This window comes from Bacillus rugosus (assembly GCF_023238245.1).
In the GTDB taxonomy this organism is placed as follows: Bacteria; Bacillota; Bacilli; order Bacillales; family Bacillaceae; genus Bacillus; species Bacillus rugosus.
This window is the reverse complement of the sequence record NZ_CP096590.1, coordinates 4,104,523-4,119,839: the sequence shown is the minus strand read 5'-3', so window position 1 is coordinate 4,119,839 and position 15,317 is coordinate 4,104,523. Positions and strand designations below refer to the sequence as shown.

18 protein-coding genes and 3 pseudogenes are annotated in these 15,317 nt (G+C 37.6%); 7 read left to right on the top strand and 14 right to left on the bottom strand.

Annotation, left to right across the window (positions count from 1 at the left end):
* Positions 1–310: 310 nt before the first annotated feature.
* Positions 311–1,249, bottom strand: coding sequence for an alpha/beta hydrolase (locus M0696_RS20855; RefSeq protein WP_248602359.1), 939 nt, complete (start codon positions 1,247–1,249; stop codon positions 311–313).
* Between the two features lie 105 nt (positions 1,250–1,354).
* Positions 1,355–1,690: a winged helix-turn-helix transcriptional regulator gene (locus tag M0696_RS20850; protein WP_229148189.1), complete on the bottom strand. Its 336-nt coding sequence runs from the start codon at positions 1,688–1,690 to the stop codon at positions 1,355–1,357.
* A 159-nt stretch (positions 1,691–1,849) separates the two neighbouring features.
* Here M0696_RS20850 and M0696_RS20845 point away from each other — a divergent pair, with 159 nt between their 5' ends.
* Positions 1,850–2,305 (top strand): ester cyclase, encoded by a 456-nt coding sequence (locus M0696_RS20845; protein WP_229148190.1) that lies wholly within the window; start codon positions 1,850–1,852, stop codon positions 2,303–2,305.
* Between the two features lie 532 nt (positions 2,306–2,837).
* Positions 2,838–2,996, top strand: a complete 159-nt coding sequence (locus M0696_RS20840; RefSeq protein WP_229148191.1) for a hypothetical protein — start codon at positions 2,838–2,840, stop codon at positions 2,994–2,996.
* A 222-nt stretch (positions 2,997–3,218) separates the two neighbouring features.
* Here M0696_RS20840 and M0696_RS20835 read toward each other — a convergent pair.
* Positions 3,219–3,398, bottom strand: a pseudogene (locus M0696_RS20835) (DUF255 domain-containing protein); the annotation flags it as partial.
* A 453-nt stretch (positions 3,399–3,851) separates the two neighbouring features.
* Here M0696_RS20835 and M0696_RS20830 point away from each other — a divergent pair.
* Positions 3,852–4,144 (top strand): annotated as a pseudogene (locus M0696_RS20830) (hypothetical protein); the annotation flags it as partial.
* Positions 4,145–4,166: 22 nt separating this feature from the next.
* Here M0696_RS20830 and M0696_RS20825 read toward each other — a convergent pair.
* From M0696_RS20825 to M0696_RS20800, 6 genes are all read right to left on the bottom strand, one after another.
* A complete protein-coding gene (locus M0696_RS20825; protein WP_166846143.1) occupies positions 4,167–4,673 on the bottom strand; it encodes a hypothetical protein in 507 nt (168 codons plus the stop codon).
* Positions 4,666–5,337 (bottom strand): ATP-binding cassette domain-containing protein, encoded by a 672-nt coding sequence (locus M0696_RS20820; RefSeq protein WP_166846145.1) that lies wholly within the window; start codon positions 5,335–5,337, stop codon positions 4,666–4,668. Before M0696_RS20820 ends, M0696_RS20825 begins: the two co-directional genes overlap by 8 nt.
* 14 nt (positions 5,338–5,351) lie before the next feature.
* Positions 5,352–6,164 (bottom strand): hypothetical protein, encoded by an 813-nt coding sequence (locus M0696_RS20815; RefSeq protein ID WP_166846148.1) that lies wholly within the window; start codon positions 6,162–6,164, stop codon positions 5,352–5,354.
* Entirely contained in the window at positions 6,151–6,957 is an 807-nt protein-coding gene (locus tag M0696_RS20810; protein ID WP_166846150.1) for a hypothetical protein, read from the bottom strand. The genes M0696_RS20815 and M0696_RS20810 overlap by 14 nt, the downstream gene beginning before the upstream one ends.
* 102 nt (positions 6,958–7,059) lie before the next feature.
* Entirely contained in the window at positions 7,060–7,497 is a 438-nt protein-coding gene (locus M0696_RS20805; protein WP_166846153.1) for a hypothetical protein, read from the bottom strand.
* Between the two features lie 10 nt (positions 7,498–7,507).
* Positions 7,508–8,083 carry a hypothetical protein gene (locus tag M0696_RS20800; RefSeq protein ID WP_222142433.1) on the bottom strand — a complete coding sequence of 192 codons (576 nt, stop codon included), beginning with the start codon at positions 8,081–8,083 and terminating at the stop codon, positions 7,508–7,510.
* A 146-nt stretch (positions 8,084–8,229) separates the two neighbouring features.
* Between M0696_RS20800 and M0696_RS20795 the strand changes: the two genes are divergently transcribed.
* The gene (locus M0696_RS20795) at positions 8,230–9,063 is read left to right on the top strand and encodes a hypothetical protein (protein WP_166846159.1); all 834 of its coding nucleotides are present in this window, start codon (positions 8,230–8,232) and stop codon (positions 9,061–9,063) included.
* Between the two features lie 368 nt (positions 9,064–9,431).
* Here M0696_RS20795 and M0696_RS20790 read toward each other — a convergent pair whose 3' ends face one another.
* Positions 9,432–9,788 carry an MmcQ/YjbR family DNA-binding protein gene (locus M0696_RS20790; protein WP_248602358.1) on the bottom strand — a complete coding sequence of 119 codons (357 nt, stop codon included), beginning with the start codon at positions 9,786–9,788 and terminating at the stop codon, positions 9,432–9,434.
* Between the two features lie 722 nt (positions 9,789–10,510).
* On the opposite strand from M0696_RS20790, the gene M0696_RS20785 reads away from it, so the two are divergent.
* Positions 10,511–11,419, top strand: coding sequence for a Tat pathway signal protein (locus tag M0696_RS20785; RefSeq protein ID WP_222142432.1), 909 nt, complete (start codon positions 10,511–10,513; stop codon positions 11,417–11,419).
* 306 nt (positions 11,420–11,725) lie between these two features.
* Here M0696_RS20785 and M0696_RS21190 read toward each other — a convergent pair.
* Positions 11,726–11,860 (bottom strand): annotated as a pseudogene (locus M0696_RS21190) (DUF255 domain-containing protein); the annotation flags it as partial.
* Between the two features lie 56 nt (positions 11,861–11,916).
* Here M0696_RS21190 and M0696_RS20775 point away from each other — a divergent pair.
* Entirely contained in the window at positions 11,917–12,225 is a 309-nt protein-coding gene (locus M0696_RS20775) for a hypothetical protein (RefSeq protein ID WP_222142431.1), read from the top strand.
* Between the two features lie 152 nt (positions 12,226–12,377).
* Here the strand turns inward: M0696_RS20775 and M0696_RS20770 are convergent, their stop codons facing one another.
* Entirely contained in the window at positions 12,378–12,734 is a 357-nt protein-coding gene (locus M0696_RS20770) for a winged helix-turn-helix transcriptional regulator (RefSeq protein WP_248602357.1), read from the bottom strand.
* Positions 12,735–12,842: 108 nt separating this feature from the next.
* On the opposite strand from M0696_RS20770, the gene M0696_RS20765 reads away from it, so the two are divergent.
* A complete protein-coding gene (locus M0696_RS20765; protein ID WP_222142430.1) occupies positions 12,843–13,505 on the top strand; it encodes an MBL fold metallo-hydrolase in 663 nt (220 codons plus the stop codon).
* 50 nt (positions 13,506–13,555) lie between these two features.
* Here the strand turns inward: M0696_RS20765 and M0696_RS20760 are convergent, their stop codons facing one another.
* Together M0696_RS20760 and M0696_RS20755 are read right to left on the bottom strand one after the other, a co-directional pair.
* Positions 13,556–13,936: a VOC family protein gene (locus M0696_RS20760; RefSeq protein ID WP_222142429.1), complete on the bottom strand. Its 381-nt coding sequence runs from the start codon at positions 13,934–13,936 to the stop codon at positions 13,556–13,558.
* A gap of 23 nt (positions 13,937–13,959) precedes the next feature.
* The gene (locus tag M0696_RS20755; RefSeq protein WP_222142428.1) at positions 13,960–15,213 is read right to left on the bottom strand and encodes a pyridoxal phosphate-dependent aminotransferase; all 1,254 of its coding nucleotides are present in this window, start codon (positions 15,211–15,213) and stop codon (positions 13,960–13,962) included.
* Positions 15,214–15,317: the final 104 nt, after the last annotated feature.

Here is a 15,317-nt window from a genome sequence, read left to right as displayed (position 1 = left end):
GTTCGATTAAAGTCAACTCGAAGAGTGCATGGAAAAAATTGTTAAGTTTGTTCTACTACTTCCTTCACTATTTAGGATTGTTCTGCACATGCTGACTCTAAATTTGTTCTACATAATCATAAGCTTTGCTCTCGCTGCCACAAGCCGGACAAGCGAAAGTAGAGCCACGCTCGAAATTGACAAATCGATGCCAGGTATCTCCTTGGTCGTCGAACTCAACATGCATTAATTCCAAGGTTCTACCAGTTGGAGCTACTTTGAACAACTCATAAATCATGTTATCTTTACTACAAAATCTTGGCGGGCCCAATTATTTATTAAAATATTCCACTAACCATTCTCCTGATTTCACCAATGCTTCTTTACCTTTGTCAATCATTTTGGACATTGATACAAAGCCGTGAATTGTTCCGTCATAACGGATACACTCTACCTCTACACCAACTTCAGCTAATTTCTTAGCATAGGCCTCCCCTTCATCACGTAGCGGATCGAATTCAGCAGTGATGACCAGGGTGGGAGGCAAACCTTTGAAATCTTCATAAAACATTGGTGAAACTAAAGGGCTTTGTTTTTCTTCTTCGTTATTTAAGTAATGCCCCAAAAACCAGTTTATAAGCGCTGAGGTGAGTAAATAACCTTCAGCATTTTCGTGCATTGATTTAAACGGAGGTGTGACGCCGGCTCCAGTGCTTGGATACATTAACAATTGACAACAAATTTCAATTGTACCTCTTTCTTTTGCAAGGTTTGATACAACAGCTGCGAGATTCCCACCTGCGCTATCGCCCCCAACTGCAATGCGGGAAGGATCAACTTGAAATTCTTTAGCATGTTCATAAACATATTGTGCAGATGCGTATGCATTTTCAACTCCTGCTGGAAACTTATTTTCTGGAGCAAGCCTGTAATCAACAGATATGGTTACGCAGTTGGAAAGATTAGTAAGAGACCGGCATACATCATCATGGGAATCAATATTGCCCGTTACCCAGCCGCCTCCGTGAAAAAAAACAAGTCCAGAATAACTAGTTTGGCTTTCTTTGGGATAATAAACTCGTACAGGAATTTCTTCACCGGGACCTGGAATAGTACGATTTTCAATTTTTCCAACTGCCTCTTGCTCACCAGAATTTGATGTTAGTATAGCCATTCTTATTTGTTCAGGTGTCAAAGTCTCAAGTGGGGGCGGCATTTTCATTGCTGCTAATTGGTCTAATATTAATTTTGTTTGAAGATCAAGTGCCATTGTTATCTCCACCTATCTATAAAAATGTTTTTTAAAAGAACTGCTATTTTCGGACATAGCTCATTAGCCTTTAAGACACCTACTCCTACTTGTTACTGCCTATCATTACTTTGGGTTATTTGTGATATGCTTCAAACCCCAATTCTCTATTTGAAGAAGTATAGAATTAAGGCTCTTCCCGGTCTCTGATAGCGAATACTCTACCTTGGGTGGAATTTCAGGATACACTTGTCGATTAATTAGCCCATCGCTTTCGAGTTCACGTAGCTGGCGAGTAAGTGTACGCGGTGTAATATTGGGTAATTCCCTTCTTAATTCATTGAATCGCCTAACCTCATGAATCGCAAGCTGGTACAAAATGACTAGCTTATATTTGCCTCCAATCATATTGACCGTAAGTTCAACCGGGCATGGTGAGCATTGGGAGTGTTGTTTATCCACTATATTTCCCTCCTTTTTAAGGTATCTTTTAGGATAGTATATATCTCCAATGTGCGTACTTACAAATCTGGTATTATACATCTACAATGTAACTATAATCGTTACATTAATCTTAGTAAACGATTAAATTACTTTTAGTAAACGAAAGGATGATGAACAATGGAAACAACAGCAAAAACCGTGAGCGAGTTGGTCCGCTCGACACCTCCCTCACCGTTACAGGTCGCTTTCCGCGAAATAGAGTTGTTCGACGTCGGCGACGTTGCAAAGGTGGAGGAAGTGTTTTCTCCTGATTTTATCGACCATACCCCCTCTAACCCCGAAGAACCGGGTATCGATGGCATGCGAGCATTGGTTGAGAATGTGCGCGCCGGATTCACGGATATTGTGCACAGGATCCTTTTTTACCATGAGCTTCCCGACGGCACGGTGTTCGTTCATTGGGAGATGACCGCAACCCACACAGGAGAATTCTTGGGTATCCCCGCTACCGGTAAGCCGGTAGCTCTGAAGGGTATGGACATCTTCCGCATCGTTGACGGCAAGGTCGCCGAGTTGTATCACGTCGAAGAAAATCTCAAGCTGGTCCAGCAACTCGGCGCACAGATTGGCTAAGACCGTGATCTACAAGAATTAAGCAAGATGCAGGGTCCTAATCGTCAAGCGTCGCTTGCATCGACGCTTGACGACAGATGTCAAAGATATGAATTTGCTTATTTCCGATTACTTAATGGCCGTGCGTATTGATAAGGCGAAGTGTCGCTGGCTTTGAGATTAAGAGAGAATTGATTGCTTATGTGACGCAAAGTGGCATTCCGTCTATCAGCCTTCAACCTACATTTTATATGGGAAATTTCCTTATTCCTGGTGTTGTAGGCAATCAAACACTGGCTTATCCTGTACCAGCTGATTCTGCAATCGCTTGGGATTAGCATGGAAGATGCGGCTGCTTATGGAGTATATACGCTTAATCATCCAGAGTTGGCAGGACAGACATTGCCTATCGTAGGACCTGATGCACTGACAGGAAATCAACTGGCTGAGCAATTAAGTACTGCATTGAAAGGAGATACAGTTTTACTCTCTCCCAGTGGAAGCGTTCGAAGAATCATTAGCTCTAGTATTAGGAAAGGAAACAGCAGGAGGCTTGGCCGACTCGTACAAATGGGTGGGATTAAATACTGAATTACTGCCCAAACCTGATCAAGTCATTAACGAAATGCGAGCTGCTGTACCCGGCACCCCATTCGCAGAGTGGGTGAAACAAGCTATTCAGCAAAGATTTTTCGCACCCGTCACTGAGTAAACGGTAATAGCTAATTCACGAAAAGAACCTTCAAAGTAGAACTTGACCTAATTATTCACATTAAACCGAAATAAAAGTAGGAAGAAAAAATCTAGAGGATGCCTACTACCATTGAAATTATTGAACGAAACACTTCCTGTTTTTTTAAAACTAATAGGAAGTGGCAAAGTTATTTCTCGTCTTGAGAAATAACTTTTTTCTTGTACAATGTGTAGCTATACGAACTTGACACCAATGGCAAGTCGAATAACCGATGCTGACCAGAACCGGTTTGTTTTCGCGTTTTGCTTTTTCGAAGGCTTCTTCTCCCCAAGGGAACCAATCTACTGGGTTGTGGGCGTGTTGGAGTAAATATGGGGACTTCTCATTGATTAGTCTATTAGATTTGTTGTTAGTGGGCATGGGATCACCTTTTTCCTTTAATGAGTTCATATATATACCTTACCACTTCAATAAAAATAAATACCCTGTCATCTCTATTTGTATTCATGTGATTATGGGTTAAGATTCAGGTTAAAATTTCCTTTATAAGCACAAAGAATAGAATAAACACATACCTGTAATGTTTAATAATGTAATGTGAAGGGTCGAGTAATTTAATGTAAATTAAATGAATCCTTGTAAGCATCATTATAAAAGGTAACTTTATCCGCATGGAACTTATGCTTGTATTGATGGTATGTTTCAGCAATACAATAATGGACAATGGATACCTACACTTATTTCGTGCCATGAACAAATACAGAAGATATTATGTTGTCAATATTGGGATGGTAGGGGTTATAGGCATAGATGTGCTGGGTGAACTGAGGGCGCAAAAAGGGCAAAAATTGTGATATATGACCAATATAATACATGAAAGAAAAAATCGAACCGGTCAAAGAGATCGTTGACATTGTCTATCGAGCTTATCGTCAAACCAGTTCGCGGCGGAACGGACGACTCCCAGCTGTCATACATGGGGGCCCCTTGCCTGAATATCTTTATCGGAGGGGAAAACTACCACAGCGCAAATACGAATATATTCTGCCGACAATATGGTTAAAGTTGTGAATGTTGTCGTGGAAATTGAGGAGTTGTTTAAAAAAGAGCATAGCATACTAAAGGTAACGGCAGCAAAGATAGAGCTGTCGTTATCTTTAGCCTAATAACAGTATACCACTAATGAAGCTAAAAAACTTTTACAATAAACTTTTGCACTGACACTCCATCACTTCCAATAATATGAAGATCTACAGGTTCATATTTATTCTCACCATTATTTAAAAATGTAAAAGTTACCGTTCCATTTAATAATTGATGCGGTTCTAAATCCAAAATTCTTTTTCCTGTCTGATTATCAATAAAATCTATTGTCTCAGTTTCTTCCTCACCTCTCATCATTCTGTAAAATTCAGGGTGGAGTGTAAGCTTATCTTTTGTCGTATTTTTTAATTCGATTGGGATACGATACTCTGTTACTTTATTTCTCATTTCATCAATTTTATTAATTTTCTCTGCTTTTCTAAACGTATGAGATATTTTTAGAAACTCAAACGTTTCATTCGCGTTAACATTTTTTTCCGTTACTTTATAGTTGGAGTACTCCCCATTCACTTGTTGGTAGCGAAATGAGCTGATCAAAATGAAAAAGATAAAAAATACGGCCGTTATTAAAATAATTTTTTTTCTAGTCATTTTTCTTTTCCTTATCGATCATAGTTTCTTTAACAATTTTCCCAGACTCAATATCATAAATAACATCAGAAATCTTTTGAAGCGTTTCTCTATCATGGCTTGCAACCAGAATTGTTTTTCCTTCATTTTTTAATGATGATAGCAATTGGTGTACTGTTTTAACTGCTTCTTCATCCAAAGCATTAGTCGGTTCATCCAAAATAAGCAACTCCGGATTTTCCATGATCGCTTGAGCTATCCCCAAGCGCTGTTTCATTCCGAGTGAATACTTTTTGTACTTTCGCTTGTCATTTGGATCAAGACCTACACGAGAGATTACAGCAGAAACTTCATGATCATTGATTTTATTTTGAATCATAGATAGCAATTTCAAGTTTGCAAAACCAGTGTATTCCGGGATAAACCCAGGGTACTCAATTAGTATTCCGACACTTTCAGGAAAAGAAATATTTTTGTGTAATTCCTTTCCACCAATAATTACTTTGCCTTCACTTGGTTTCACTAATCCCGCTAACACACGAAACAACATTGTTTTTCCAGATCCATTCGGTCCACGAAATCCATATATCATTCCCTTTTTCAAAGATAAATTTATATTTTTAAGAACAATGTTCTTTTTTATAATTTTGTTTACACTTTCAACTTTAATATATTCTTCTGACACGAGCTTCACCTCAATCAAAGTTCTTTTTCATTATCGATGCTGTATTCATTAAAATAATCTTGATTGATTAAACATATATAGAGAACTACAGCAAATATTATCCCGAAACCGCCAATTAAATAGATCATTTCTAGAAATAATCCGGGTATCAGCCAAGATGTCATTTCTAATGAAAGCGGGTCATTAATTAAAGAAAAGTCAAAGTAAGTATGGAGCATCTTATCAAGAATGACCACAGATGTGACAATGATAAAGCTGTATATATACTTCTTAATAAAGACATAGCAAACGACTGCAAATAGTCCAATCATATGAAACAATAATAAGCTTGTTATGATATATCTAATCATCATCACATTCGATGAATAGTATTGATCCAAAGGTAATTTATTGCCAAATAAAAAATAAGGAGCTCCTTCTGGCGATAGCCACACATTATCCCATCTTCCAGACAGAAAACCGCCGAGAAGAACTCCGCCAACGAGATACAGAATGGTAAACATTAAACAAACCCAAAAAACACGAGATAATAATGATAAAAATACTCTCTCCCGTTTTTGATAACGAATAAAACGGACTGAATCAAAAAAAGGCAGTATCCCGAAAGAAAAGAACATTAAAAACAGGGGCAACACCGGAAAAGCAAAAGTATAGGAAGAGAAAAATAAATTAAGCGCCTGAGGCAGCCCCATTATACCTTCTTTTGGTATACCTTCTTTTACCAGATATACTATACAAAGCAAAAAACACAAGAACCAAAGGCATAATCTCCATTTATGACGACGCATATCTACTAAAACCAAACGAAGCTCCTTAACGAACAACATTTTTCTTAACTCCTAGAATGTATAGTAAAAGACTTAAGATGAACCCAACGATTAAGTGTAAAATAAGGCTCATCAAACTAACACCATCTGTAGCCTGTTCCTGCAAAAAGCTGGTTGAAATCATTTCATGATGGCCAATCGTTGAAAGCAGCATGTTAATTATGTATAAACCTGCAAAGGGTATAAGTAAAACTATAAATGATCTTTTGATAAACATTCCCGCTCCTAAAGCTACACTTGCAAACATGCCGGAAAAAATACCAATGATAATTACGTATAACATCATATGAACAAAGGGATGTGTATAATATAAATCCGGAAAGAAGGTATTATCAGATGCCAAGGGCATCTCATTGTTAATTACTCTATCAGGCTTTATATTTGGAAGTTTCATAAACGACAAATAGATATTTAACAATAGAGGAAAAATGGCTGTCACGACTCCAGCTAAGAAATTAATGAAAAATAAACTGAAAAAGTATTGTGTCTGCTTTCCTCGAATCATTAAAAAACGAATAAACCCAGTTGATCGATCTCTCGCGTAAAGATCCGACAATGGAAGTGTTGCCAGAATTGGGAGCAAGAACAGGTAAAGTGCCGGATAATCGGAGATCCCACCTATCCCCATCCATTTTGTATAGGGTGTAAAAGAAACCCCTCCAGTTAGTTCCAAATGTTCTTTTAATGGCATTTCCTCTGTCCCAAAATAGGCCACGGCCAAAACTGCTCCAATTGCCAATGAGACATAAAAAGACGGTCGTTTTAGTAATCGCAATAGCAGCAAATAAAACATAAATTTCCTTCTTTCACTTTTATTAAATATAGAAGCGACTCAGAAAAACCTGAGTCGCCGACTTTCATATGATTTTTTCATAAATTTAGTCTTTTAATCTCATCAAGGACTGTTTGGATCATAATCAGGACTCCATACACCATTTGCATGACCAGCCGCATTTTTCTTAGCACCTATTGTAACAGAAGGTGTTCCCAAGCCCCACAATGACTTTTCAACAGCCAAGTTGTATAAAAGTTTTTTTCCATAGTAGTTTTTCTTAATTGTATAATAGTGCCCGCCTGAAACATCTTTTCCGTGAGATCTTGCCCAAGCTTCATAAGATGTATTATTTTCTGTATTAAACATATAATAATAAGATTTATTAAATTTTGTTCTGGATTTTGTTTCGTCATAAGGATTTCCTTTTAGAAACCGAAAATTATACTTAGAATCCGCGTAGTTTCCGGTCGGTTCTCCTGCATAGGCATGCATAATTCCTATAGCAGAAAGAGATAATCCTAATATTAATGTTAGTGTAGTTATTAGCTTCTTTATCATTTGTGTCTCCTTACTGTTTTTCTAAAATAAAAAATTTATCTGCAACGCCGATGCAATCGCCATTTTTATTTAACCAAATCATTCTTAGCGCTACTTTAGCTTTTTTGCCTTTAAACTTAGGCAAATTGATTAAATAATCATGGTCTGCATCTTCTCTTTCGTAAGACTGCTTCCAATTATATGTATGTCCTTTATCATCTTTTACCTTTCCTAATATGTTTGACGGAAACGGTTCTTTCTGACTAAAGGTCATAGCCAGTTCATAACTTTTAGGAAGCGGTCCGACTTCAATTTTATTGCCTTTAAAAACTGTATCAATTTTCACATCATTATTTTTTATTTGACCTTGATAATAATGATCCTCTTTCAGCTCGTCCCAAAATATAACATCAAACAAACTTCGCCCTTGTTCAGTATCAAAATAGAATATATTCGGTCTTTCTTTATTACTGTTACCCAAATCTTCAATACTTATAGAAGGATCGGGCGCTTTATCTTTGATTACGTTATTGTATTTGTTTGTTTGACATGCACTAAGCGTAGTTATAACGATTAAACTAAAACAAACCAAAAAAAATTTTTTCACTTTTTTCTCCAAAAAAACCTTAATTTGTACCGGTACTAAATAATTATAACACATGCAAAAAGAAAATAATACCTTTTTATAGTTTATTTATTCCATATGCTGTGTTATGCTAAAGCCTAGTTATTTATAAGAGAGGAATTTATTTTATGAATAGTTTATTCTTACTTTTTAAAAGGGACTTGGCCCTTGGATTTAATAAAATCACCAAGGTTTTCACTGTATTATTTATGATTGGACTATTTAATTTTCTTTATCCTCTGTATTTTCTTCACGCTAACATACCTGACAGTTCTATTGCCTTTTGGGATATCATTGGTAAAACCTTTTTAGGCGTCCCCTTTGAACTTGTCCAACAGCATACATTTGAGTTTCCTTTTGGGTGGTTACTATTTCAGCTAAGCGGAGCAATATTGATCAACACATACATAAAGGATGATCTATTTGCTCACAGTGCTTTTGTTAGGATTAGAGCAAAATCAATATTCAAATTGTGGGTAAGCAAGCTGTTATTTTCTTGTACTGCTATTATTGTATTTTACATATCATTATTGTCCTTAACTTGGGTTGTTTGGAAATTAAGTGGGGGCACAGCAAGGGAGTTGACAGCTTACGGTGAAAGTATTCTGAGATACTCATCATTTCGATTATCATATAGCCAAATATTAACTTATTCTATTGTTTTAAATATAAGCGGGACATTTCTCATTACTTTTATTTTTGCGTTTTTTTCGTTGATTTTTAAAACAATTTATAGCTTTGTGATTTGCAACTGTATTTTATTTCTCTCAATTTTTTCAGATAATCCAATATTAATTGGAAATGAAAGCATGTTGATTAGACATCCTATATTTGGTTCCTCCCCTGTTTTATCTATTAGCATTTCATTAGTCATCGTACTTACTTTTTGTCTAACCCTCTTGATTGGAGGAGGTTTATATCTATCAAAGTGTGAGTTAATATCTGATAAGGAAATGGAGTAATATATCTTTAACATAGTAATTCAGAGCCTTAAAATTTAAATAGAGCTCTTGAATTTATTATTTCACTGGTTTAAAACTTGATCTCGACTTGCGGAAATAAAATTCAGCACATGCTTTTTACCTGGAGCCTTGTATATCCCGCCTTTTTGTGGAGGCGCCTTTAGTTGTCTCTCTCTCTGCTTCAAATACCTTAATGCATGCCGATCGATTATAGTATATATATGAGAATCTGTAGTTAAGGTGGTATTTTTAGTATTCGTCACACCAGACAGTTTAAGTAGTGTTTGTAGCACAGAGAGAAGGGCAATATCCTAAAAGGAAAGTGCCCACTAATCTTGTAGCTTGATTAGCAGGAACACTCTTTATCTTTACTTGGTTAAATTAAAGCTCTGCTCGATTAAGTAATAAATTTCTCCTTCTGGATCTGTACGTTCCAAAACAAGTGAAATCCAATGCTCTTTATCCATATGATATCCAGGAAGGATATTTTCCCCATTTCTTAAACTATCACTTATTTCAGGTGGACATTTTAGATTCAGAATATCTATTTCGTTACTTCCATCTAATCCTAATTTCTCAGGGAGAACATTCATTATAAGACCGTACCATTTTTTGTTTGACTCATGTCTCAAAGCAGCATAGTGTGGGTATTTCTTCCACGGGTAATCAGGCGATGTACCGTATTTTTCTTTGACGTGTTTAAAGATATCTTCTCTTGTTAACATACTTCAATCATCCCTCCAACTACTTACGGTTAATTTCTTCTCTCTAATTCCATCTTTGAAAAAATCACAGGGATTTGTACTCAATGATCCTTGGCTATCTATTTTGGTTACTTTAATAGACGTGGCACCAACGGCATATTGAATAACCGATCTACACCTTCTACAATCACTGACGTAATCCCACACCCGTCTGTTGTTATCTAAGGAAAGCGAATGTAATTAAAAAAAGTGAATAGTACTCAGTATATAGTATATAGCTACTCATTTGGAATGAATATGTTTATGTTGTATGGAATATATTGGAATATAAAGGGGATTTACAGGAGCTTTCATTACTGATGCAGTAAACAATGATCCGCAAAAGGCACTTGCTTTAATATTCGGCGAGGGTTTATTAACCTTTGAATCACAGACTCAATATTAAGTTTTGGGGGAAGGCATGGATAAGGATTTAGCAGGGGTTATAGCTGATAAAGGGGTGGGTTGGTGGACCGCTACTACATGAAACTGTAGTTGGACGTGACAATACCGACGGAGTATGAATATCGAGGAGTATACCGAACTGGCCAGCTGGTATAAATGAAATTCCTACAATTGTTGGTAGTGTAAAACGTACAATACGCCATGGTGAAGGAGAAGTCGGAAAATTTTCAACCTTTCTTGCTGTTAAAAAAGAAGAAAGAGATTAAACATGAAATTTAACTTGGAGGAGGTTTAGACGATTGGGACAATCACCATTACCAAACTCAGTTATTATAGCTATGGCCTCAAAAAAACATCGTTTATGGCATTATCTTTGGCATGGATTTCGAAACTCTTGGGAGGGACTTGATTGTAAAGATCGCAAAAAATTATGTAAGACTCATCCAAATTGGGTGCCGCCACGCCCAGCACTCGATGTCGATGGAAACCCTAAACGGGATAATGATTCTGGTGAAGACTTCCTTTATATGCATAGAACGATGATTATGATCGTCAATAAAATTTTGGCGGATGAAGGTGATATTAACTATCCATGGGTTCAAGGGTGGAGATACCTTCCAAAGCCTTTAGATCAAAGTTATCCTGTTTTACCGGCTTATGATAGTCATCGTATTCCAAGAGAAAGACTTGAGTTGGAAAAATCTGAAGATAGATATTGGGGTTATTTTTCAGGGCTTGAAAAGAAATTTACTGATCCAGACTACTTAAGTAGTGTAACCCTTGGTCAGCTTGGTTCTGATATTGAGTTTACAATTCACAACAGTATGCACATACGATGGTCAGAAGAATCGAAAGTTGGATATATGACTGAGCCTAAATTAGGAAAGCCTATAGATGATATTTGGAATCAACCTGAGTATAACTGGCTAGGTGATGAGTACTCTGCTCATGTAAATCCGATTTTCTGGAAATTGCATGGTTGGGTTGACGATCGAATCAATGATTGGATGAGAATAAATCAAAAAGAGGACTATAAATGGAAGGGAACATGGATTGGAGATACAAGTATCCTACATCTACATGATGATCATGGTCAAACCCCTACCCACGAAGACCATGAACTAATTGCAAATTTAGAGTACTTGGCGGGTTTCTTAGGAAGTACAGGGAGACGGCGAAGCTCTTTTGACCTTCCAGAAATATGTTAGTTAAATAATAACAATGGAAAATGCAAATTCCTCCCCTTTCGAATATCATAATCAAATTCGAAGTGTACGCAATACCTTGTTCATGATAGGAATAACTATAATTAGAAACGATTGTTCTGTCTTCCCTATAAGTTGATGGCAAGTATCAGAAATTGAAATTGAGTCATTTCCAATATTAAAAGTCCATTTTCTCAATGCTGAAAAGGGCTTTTTTGTTTGAAATTGACTCTTGTTGTTAAGATTGATTCGGAAATGTTAACAATATATTGATTTTGCTAATATCATTTGTGTATTTATACGAACTTAACACCTATGACATGTTGAATAGATGTTGCTGACAAGAACCGGCTTGTTTTCGCGTTTTGCTTTCTTGAAGGCTTCTTCTCCCCAAGGGAACTAATTTACAGGGATACGACAATGTTGAATAAATAAATGAAACATTTGAATAACCAAGACGTAATGTATATATCTGTTTTTCGGGAGGTAGATACTTAAGAATGATTAAAAATATGATTGGAACGACGCTTATACTCATTAGCTTTGTAGTATTTGGAATCAATTGGTTATACTTGGAGCCAAGGGGATTAGAAGAGATTCCATATTGGATTGTATTTGTAGGTGCTTTATGTGGAGGTTTTATTAAATACTACAATCCAAATCAGAAAAACATGAACGGAAATATGAGTAATGGGAATGGAAAGACTAGAAACATCGGCAAGACCATTGATCATTTTATTGATGCCGTTTCAGGTGACATTGATAGTGAGGATAGAGATCAAACAATGAATAACAAAACAAAAAAATAGTCGAATTTTAAAAGCTCGTCTATTTTGCTTTTAATATAAACCGCCAATGCAGCCGGCTTGTTCTTGTGTGTGGGAACATTTTCAAGATAATGAACTGCCTTGAACATGTTCCTTTCACTCAAAAGGAAACCCTTCTGTTTTCTGTAAAATCGTTAACACTTATTTATCTTCATATACTCATTTCCCCATATTCTCATGGATGAAATAATAGGATAAAGCTTTTCACCGAGTTCGGTTAGAGAATACTCGACCTTCTTGGGGACAGTATTCTCTACTTTTCTTTTCACAACGCAATCTGCTTCCAATTCTCTCAGCTGCAGCGTCAGCATTCTTTGTGTAATGCCTGGAATTAATCGTTTCAGCTCATTAAAACGGGCTGATTTGTGAGACAGGATATCGATGATGATTCCTTTCCATTTCCCGCTGATAATATGCAGCGTCATTTCAACGGGACAAGCCTTTTTCACCTCTGCACTGCAAGCGCCAAATCCATTTAACCGGTTCCCCATATTGATCACCTCAAAATGTAAGTAGGTTACAAAAATGTGCGTCATTACATATCTAACTAAGATGTATTACAGTAATAGTATCAAAAATTTCCAAAAGGAGTGGTTTGCATGAACTTGAGACAACTGTCAGAACATGTCTTTCAATGTGAATTTGAGCTTGATGTGCCTCTCCGTATCCCGGTTCATACTTGGTTTATGAAAGATGATGATGATGTGTATATCATTGATACGGGAATAGAACGTTTTGCAGATGCTCAGATTAGGGCAGCATTAGCGATCGGCAATCCAAAAGCTATTTTGCTTACCCACGGCCACAGTGATCATATTCAAGGTGCATCAAAATGGTTAGAGAGATTTGATATTCCGATTTATGCCCATCAGAAAGAACTAATATATATCAATGGGGAAGCGCCTTATCCGAACAAAAATGAAGTGGAGAACACAGGAGTAGCCCATATTGTCCAGCCGCTGACGGAGCAAACGCTTGCTCACTTGCCTCTGCAATACGATCTAACACCAGGACATTCCCCGGGGCATGTCGTGTACTATCATAAAAACGATCGTACCCTATTAACAGGAGATCTCTTTATCACAAGTAAGGAAGACTTACACCCCCCTATCAGAAGATTCAGTGTTGATATAAATGAAAACATCGACAGCGGTGCGATAATCGATGAAATCAAACCAAAGCTCATTTGCTCTTCACATGGAGAAGAGATTCTTTATAACGAAGAATTGTATAAAAGCTATGTGATCAGGTATAGGGACTAAAGGAAGTCAGAAAAAACATACCAAACGAATTGGTATGTTTTAAGAGGAATTTAAATATACTCCGATATCTCAATAAGGTTCTGATCGGGGTCTCTTATATAAACAGACAGAATCGGGCCGAGTGCACCGGTTCTTTTTATTGGGCCTTCCTCCACATTGACGTTCGTTTTCTTGAGATGTTTCAGTACTTTATTGATTGGTGCATCTGTGATCAAACATAAATTGGCAGATTCCGGGAGCGGGTGGTTTGCTTTAGGTTCGAACTCATGGCCGGCCTCATGCAAGTTGATTTTTTGATTGCCGAAACGCAAGGCTTTTCTGCCTGCGCCAAACGTTTCTTCTTCTTCCATTCCCAAAACAGATGTATAAAAGTTGATTGTCTCTTGAAGGTTTTGTACCGTTAACACCAAATGGTCAAGTCGTTTGATCACGAGTATTCCCTCCTGCGGAAATTTTACTTTACGGCTTCTGTTCCTGTGATTGCATGTTTGATTTTAGCTGCAAGGCCATGCATTTGCGCGAGCGGAACAGAACATGCCGCAATTCGTATACCCTTTGAAAGCGGGGCTGTAAAGATGTTTTGGGCAGCTAACATCTTGCTGGCTTCATCAGGATGGCTGCAAGGAATTGTAATGAAAAAGCCGGCATGGTAAGGCAATATGCTGAGTCCAATTTGCTGGGCTTCATTGATAAACACTTCAGCCCGTTTCGCAATTAATGTTTGATATGCTTCACGTTCAGCATTCACCTTGTTTAGCAGCATTTTATCGTTATAAATCGCAGAAAGCAAAGTCATACAGCCTCGATTTACATTTGACCATCTGGAGCGGCTGGTGACCAATATAGCATTTTCAAATTCTTCAGCCACGCTCTTGCTGGAGGATACTCCAACTACAGCTCCGGTCCGCTGGCCGTATACTGTAAAGCCTTTCGACATGCTGAAGGCAAAGGCGACAATGATGTTGGAAGGGAGATTGCTAAACTTTTTCATGAACGTGCGTGCTTTTGCGGGGTCCTTTGTAAAGTCGATATAAGCAATATCAATGAGCAGTGTGATTGTTTTGCTGCTTTTTTTAGCTGATTCTAAGACCAAATGTTTTATGATCTCATCCCATTCATGATCTGACATACTGTATCCCGTTGGGTTGTGATTGGGCGAATTTAGGATGATCATGACATGGTCCTGTTTGACTAGCAGATGGCTGACCATAAGTGAGAATGATGTCAGATTAAACGTCATATCAGCATCTAAGAAAGAGAAGGTCATCAAATGACGCCCAGTCTCTTTGCAGATGGTTTCATAGGGTGTCCAGTACCAATCATGAGTTAATATGGTATCGCCAGCATTCGAATAGTTCCAAATCACATTAGAAATGGCACCGGCGCCGCCTGCGCTTGCAACCGCCCGTATATAGGCATCGGGTCTGGACTCTGCGAAAGTATGTGTCACTGCTGCTTTCAAAAAGCCTGGCAATCCGGCTACCGGGCTGTAGCTGATCATGTCTTGAATGGGCATACTGCGAAATAGTTCTTCTACAGCAGGCAGACAAACGGTGTTTCCGTCGTCATCTGCAATGGTTCCCATTGAAGCATCGATCACATTTTCTTTTCCATATTGAATGATGGCTTGTTTAGCAGCCATTCCTGTACCAAATAATTGATCCACATACACTTTTCCTTTTGCATGGGCTGCTACCCTTGATTCCATGGTTCTCACCGTCTCCTTTTTTTATTTATCTGCCATTCTAGAACTTGCATGAAAAATCTATGAATCTAACATGTCACACCTTTATCGTATTGTTTAATCAATCC

What these genes read in the sequence shown, in the direction of transcription:
- M0696_RS20855 (WP_248602359.1), bottom strand. Translation starts at nt 1,249, where the DNA reads ATGGCACTTGATCTTCAAACAAAATTAATATTAGACCAATTAGCAGCA.
- M0696_RS20845 (WP_229148190.1), top strand. Translation starts at nt 1,850, where the DNA reads ATGGAAACAACAGCAAAAACCGTGAGCGAGTTGGTCCGCTCGACACCT.
- M0696_RS20825 (WP_166846143.1), bottom strand. Translation starts at nt 4,673, where the DNA reads ATGACTAGAAAAAAAATTATTTTAATAACGGCCGTATTTTTTATCTTT.
- M0696_RS20815 (WP_166846148.1), bottom strand. Translation starts at nt 6,164, where the DNA reads ATGTTGTTCGTTAAGGAGCTTCGTTTGGTTTTAGTAGATATGCGTCGT.
- M0696_RS20810 (WP_166846150.1), bottom strand. Translation starts at nt 6,957, where the DNA reads ATGTTTTATTTGCTGCTATTGCGATTACTAAAACGACCGTCTTTTTAT.
- M0696_RS20805 (WP_166846153.1), bottom strand. Translation starts at nt 7,497, where the DNA reads ATGATAAAGAAGCTAATAACTACACTAACATTAATATTAGGATTATCT.
- M0696_RS20795 (WP_166846159.1), top strand. Translation starts at nt 8,230, where the DNA reads ATGAATAGTTTATTCTTACTTTTTAAAAGGGACTTGGCCCTTGGATTT.
- M0696_RS20790 (WP_248602358.1), bottom strand. Translation starts at nt 9,788, where the DNA reads ATGTTAACAAGAGAAGATATCTTTAAACACGTCAAAGAAAAATACGGT.
- M0696_RS20775 (WP_222142431.1), top strand. Translation starts at nt 11,917, where the DNA reads ATGATTAAAAATATGATTGGAACGACGCTTATACTCATTAGCTTTGTA.
- M0696_RS20770 (WP_248602357.1), bottom strand. Translation starts at nt 12,734, where the DNA reads ATGGGGAACCGGTTAAATGGATTTGGCGCTTGCAGTGCAGAGGTGAAA.
- M0696_RS20765 (WP_222142430.1), top strand. Translation starts at nt 12,843, where the DNA reads ATGAACTTGAGACAACTGTCAGAACATGTCTTTCAATGTGAATTTGAG.
- M0696_RS20755 (WP_222142428.1), bottom strand. Translation starts at nt 15,213, where the DNA reads ATGGAATCAAGGGTAGCAGCCCATGCAAAAGGAAAAGTGTATGTGGAT.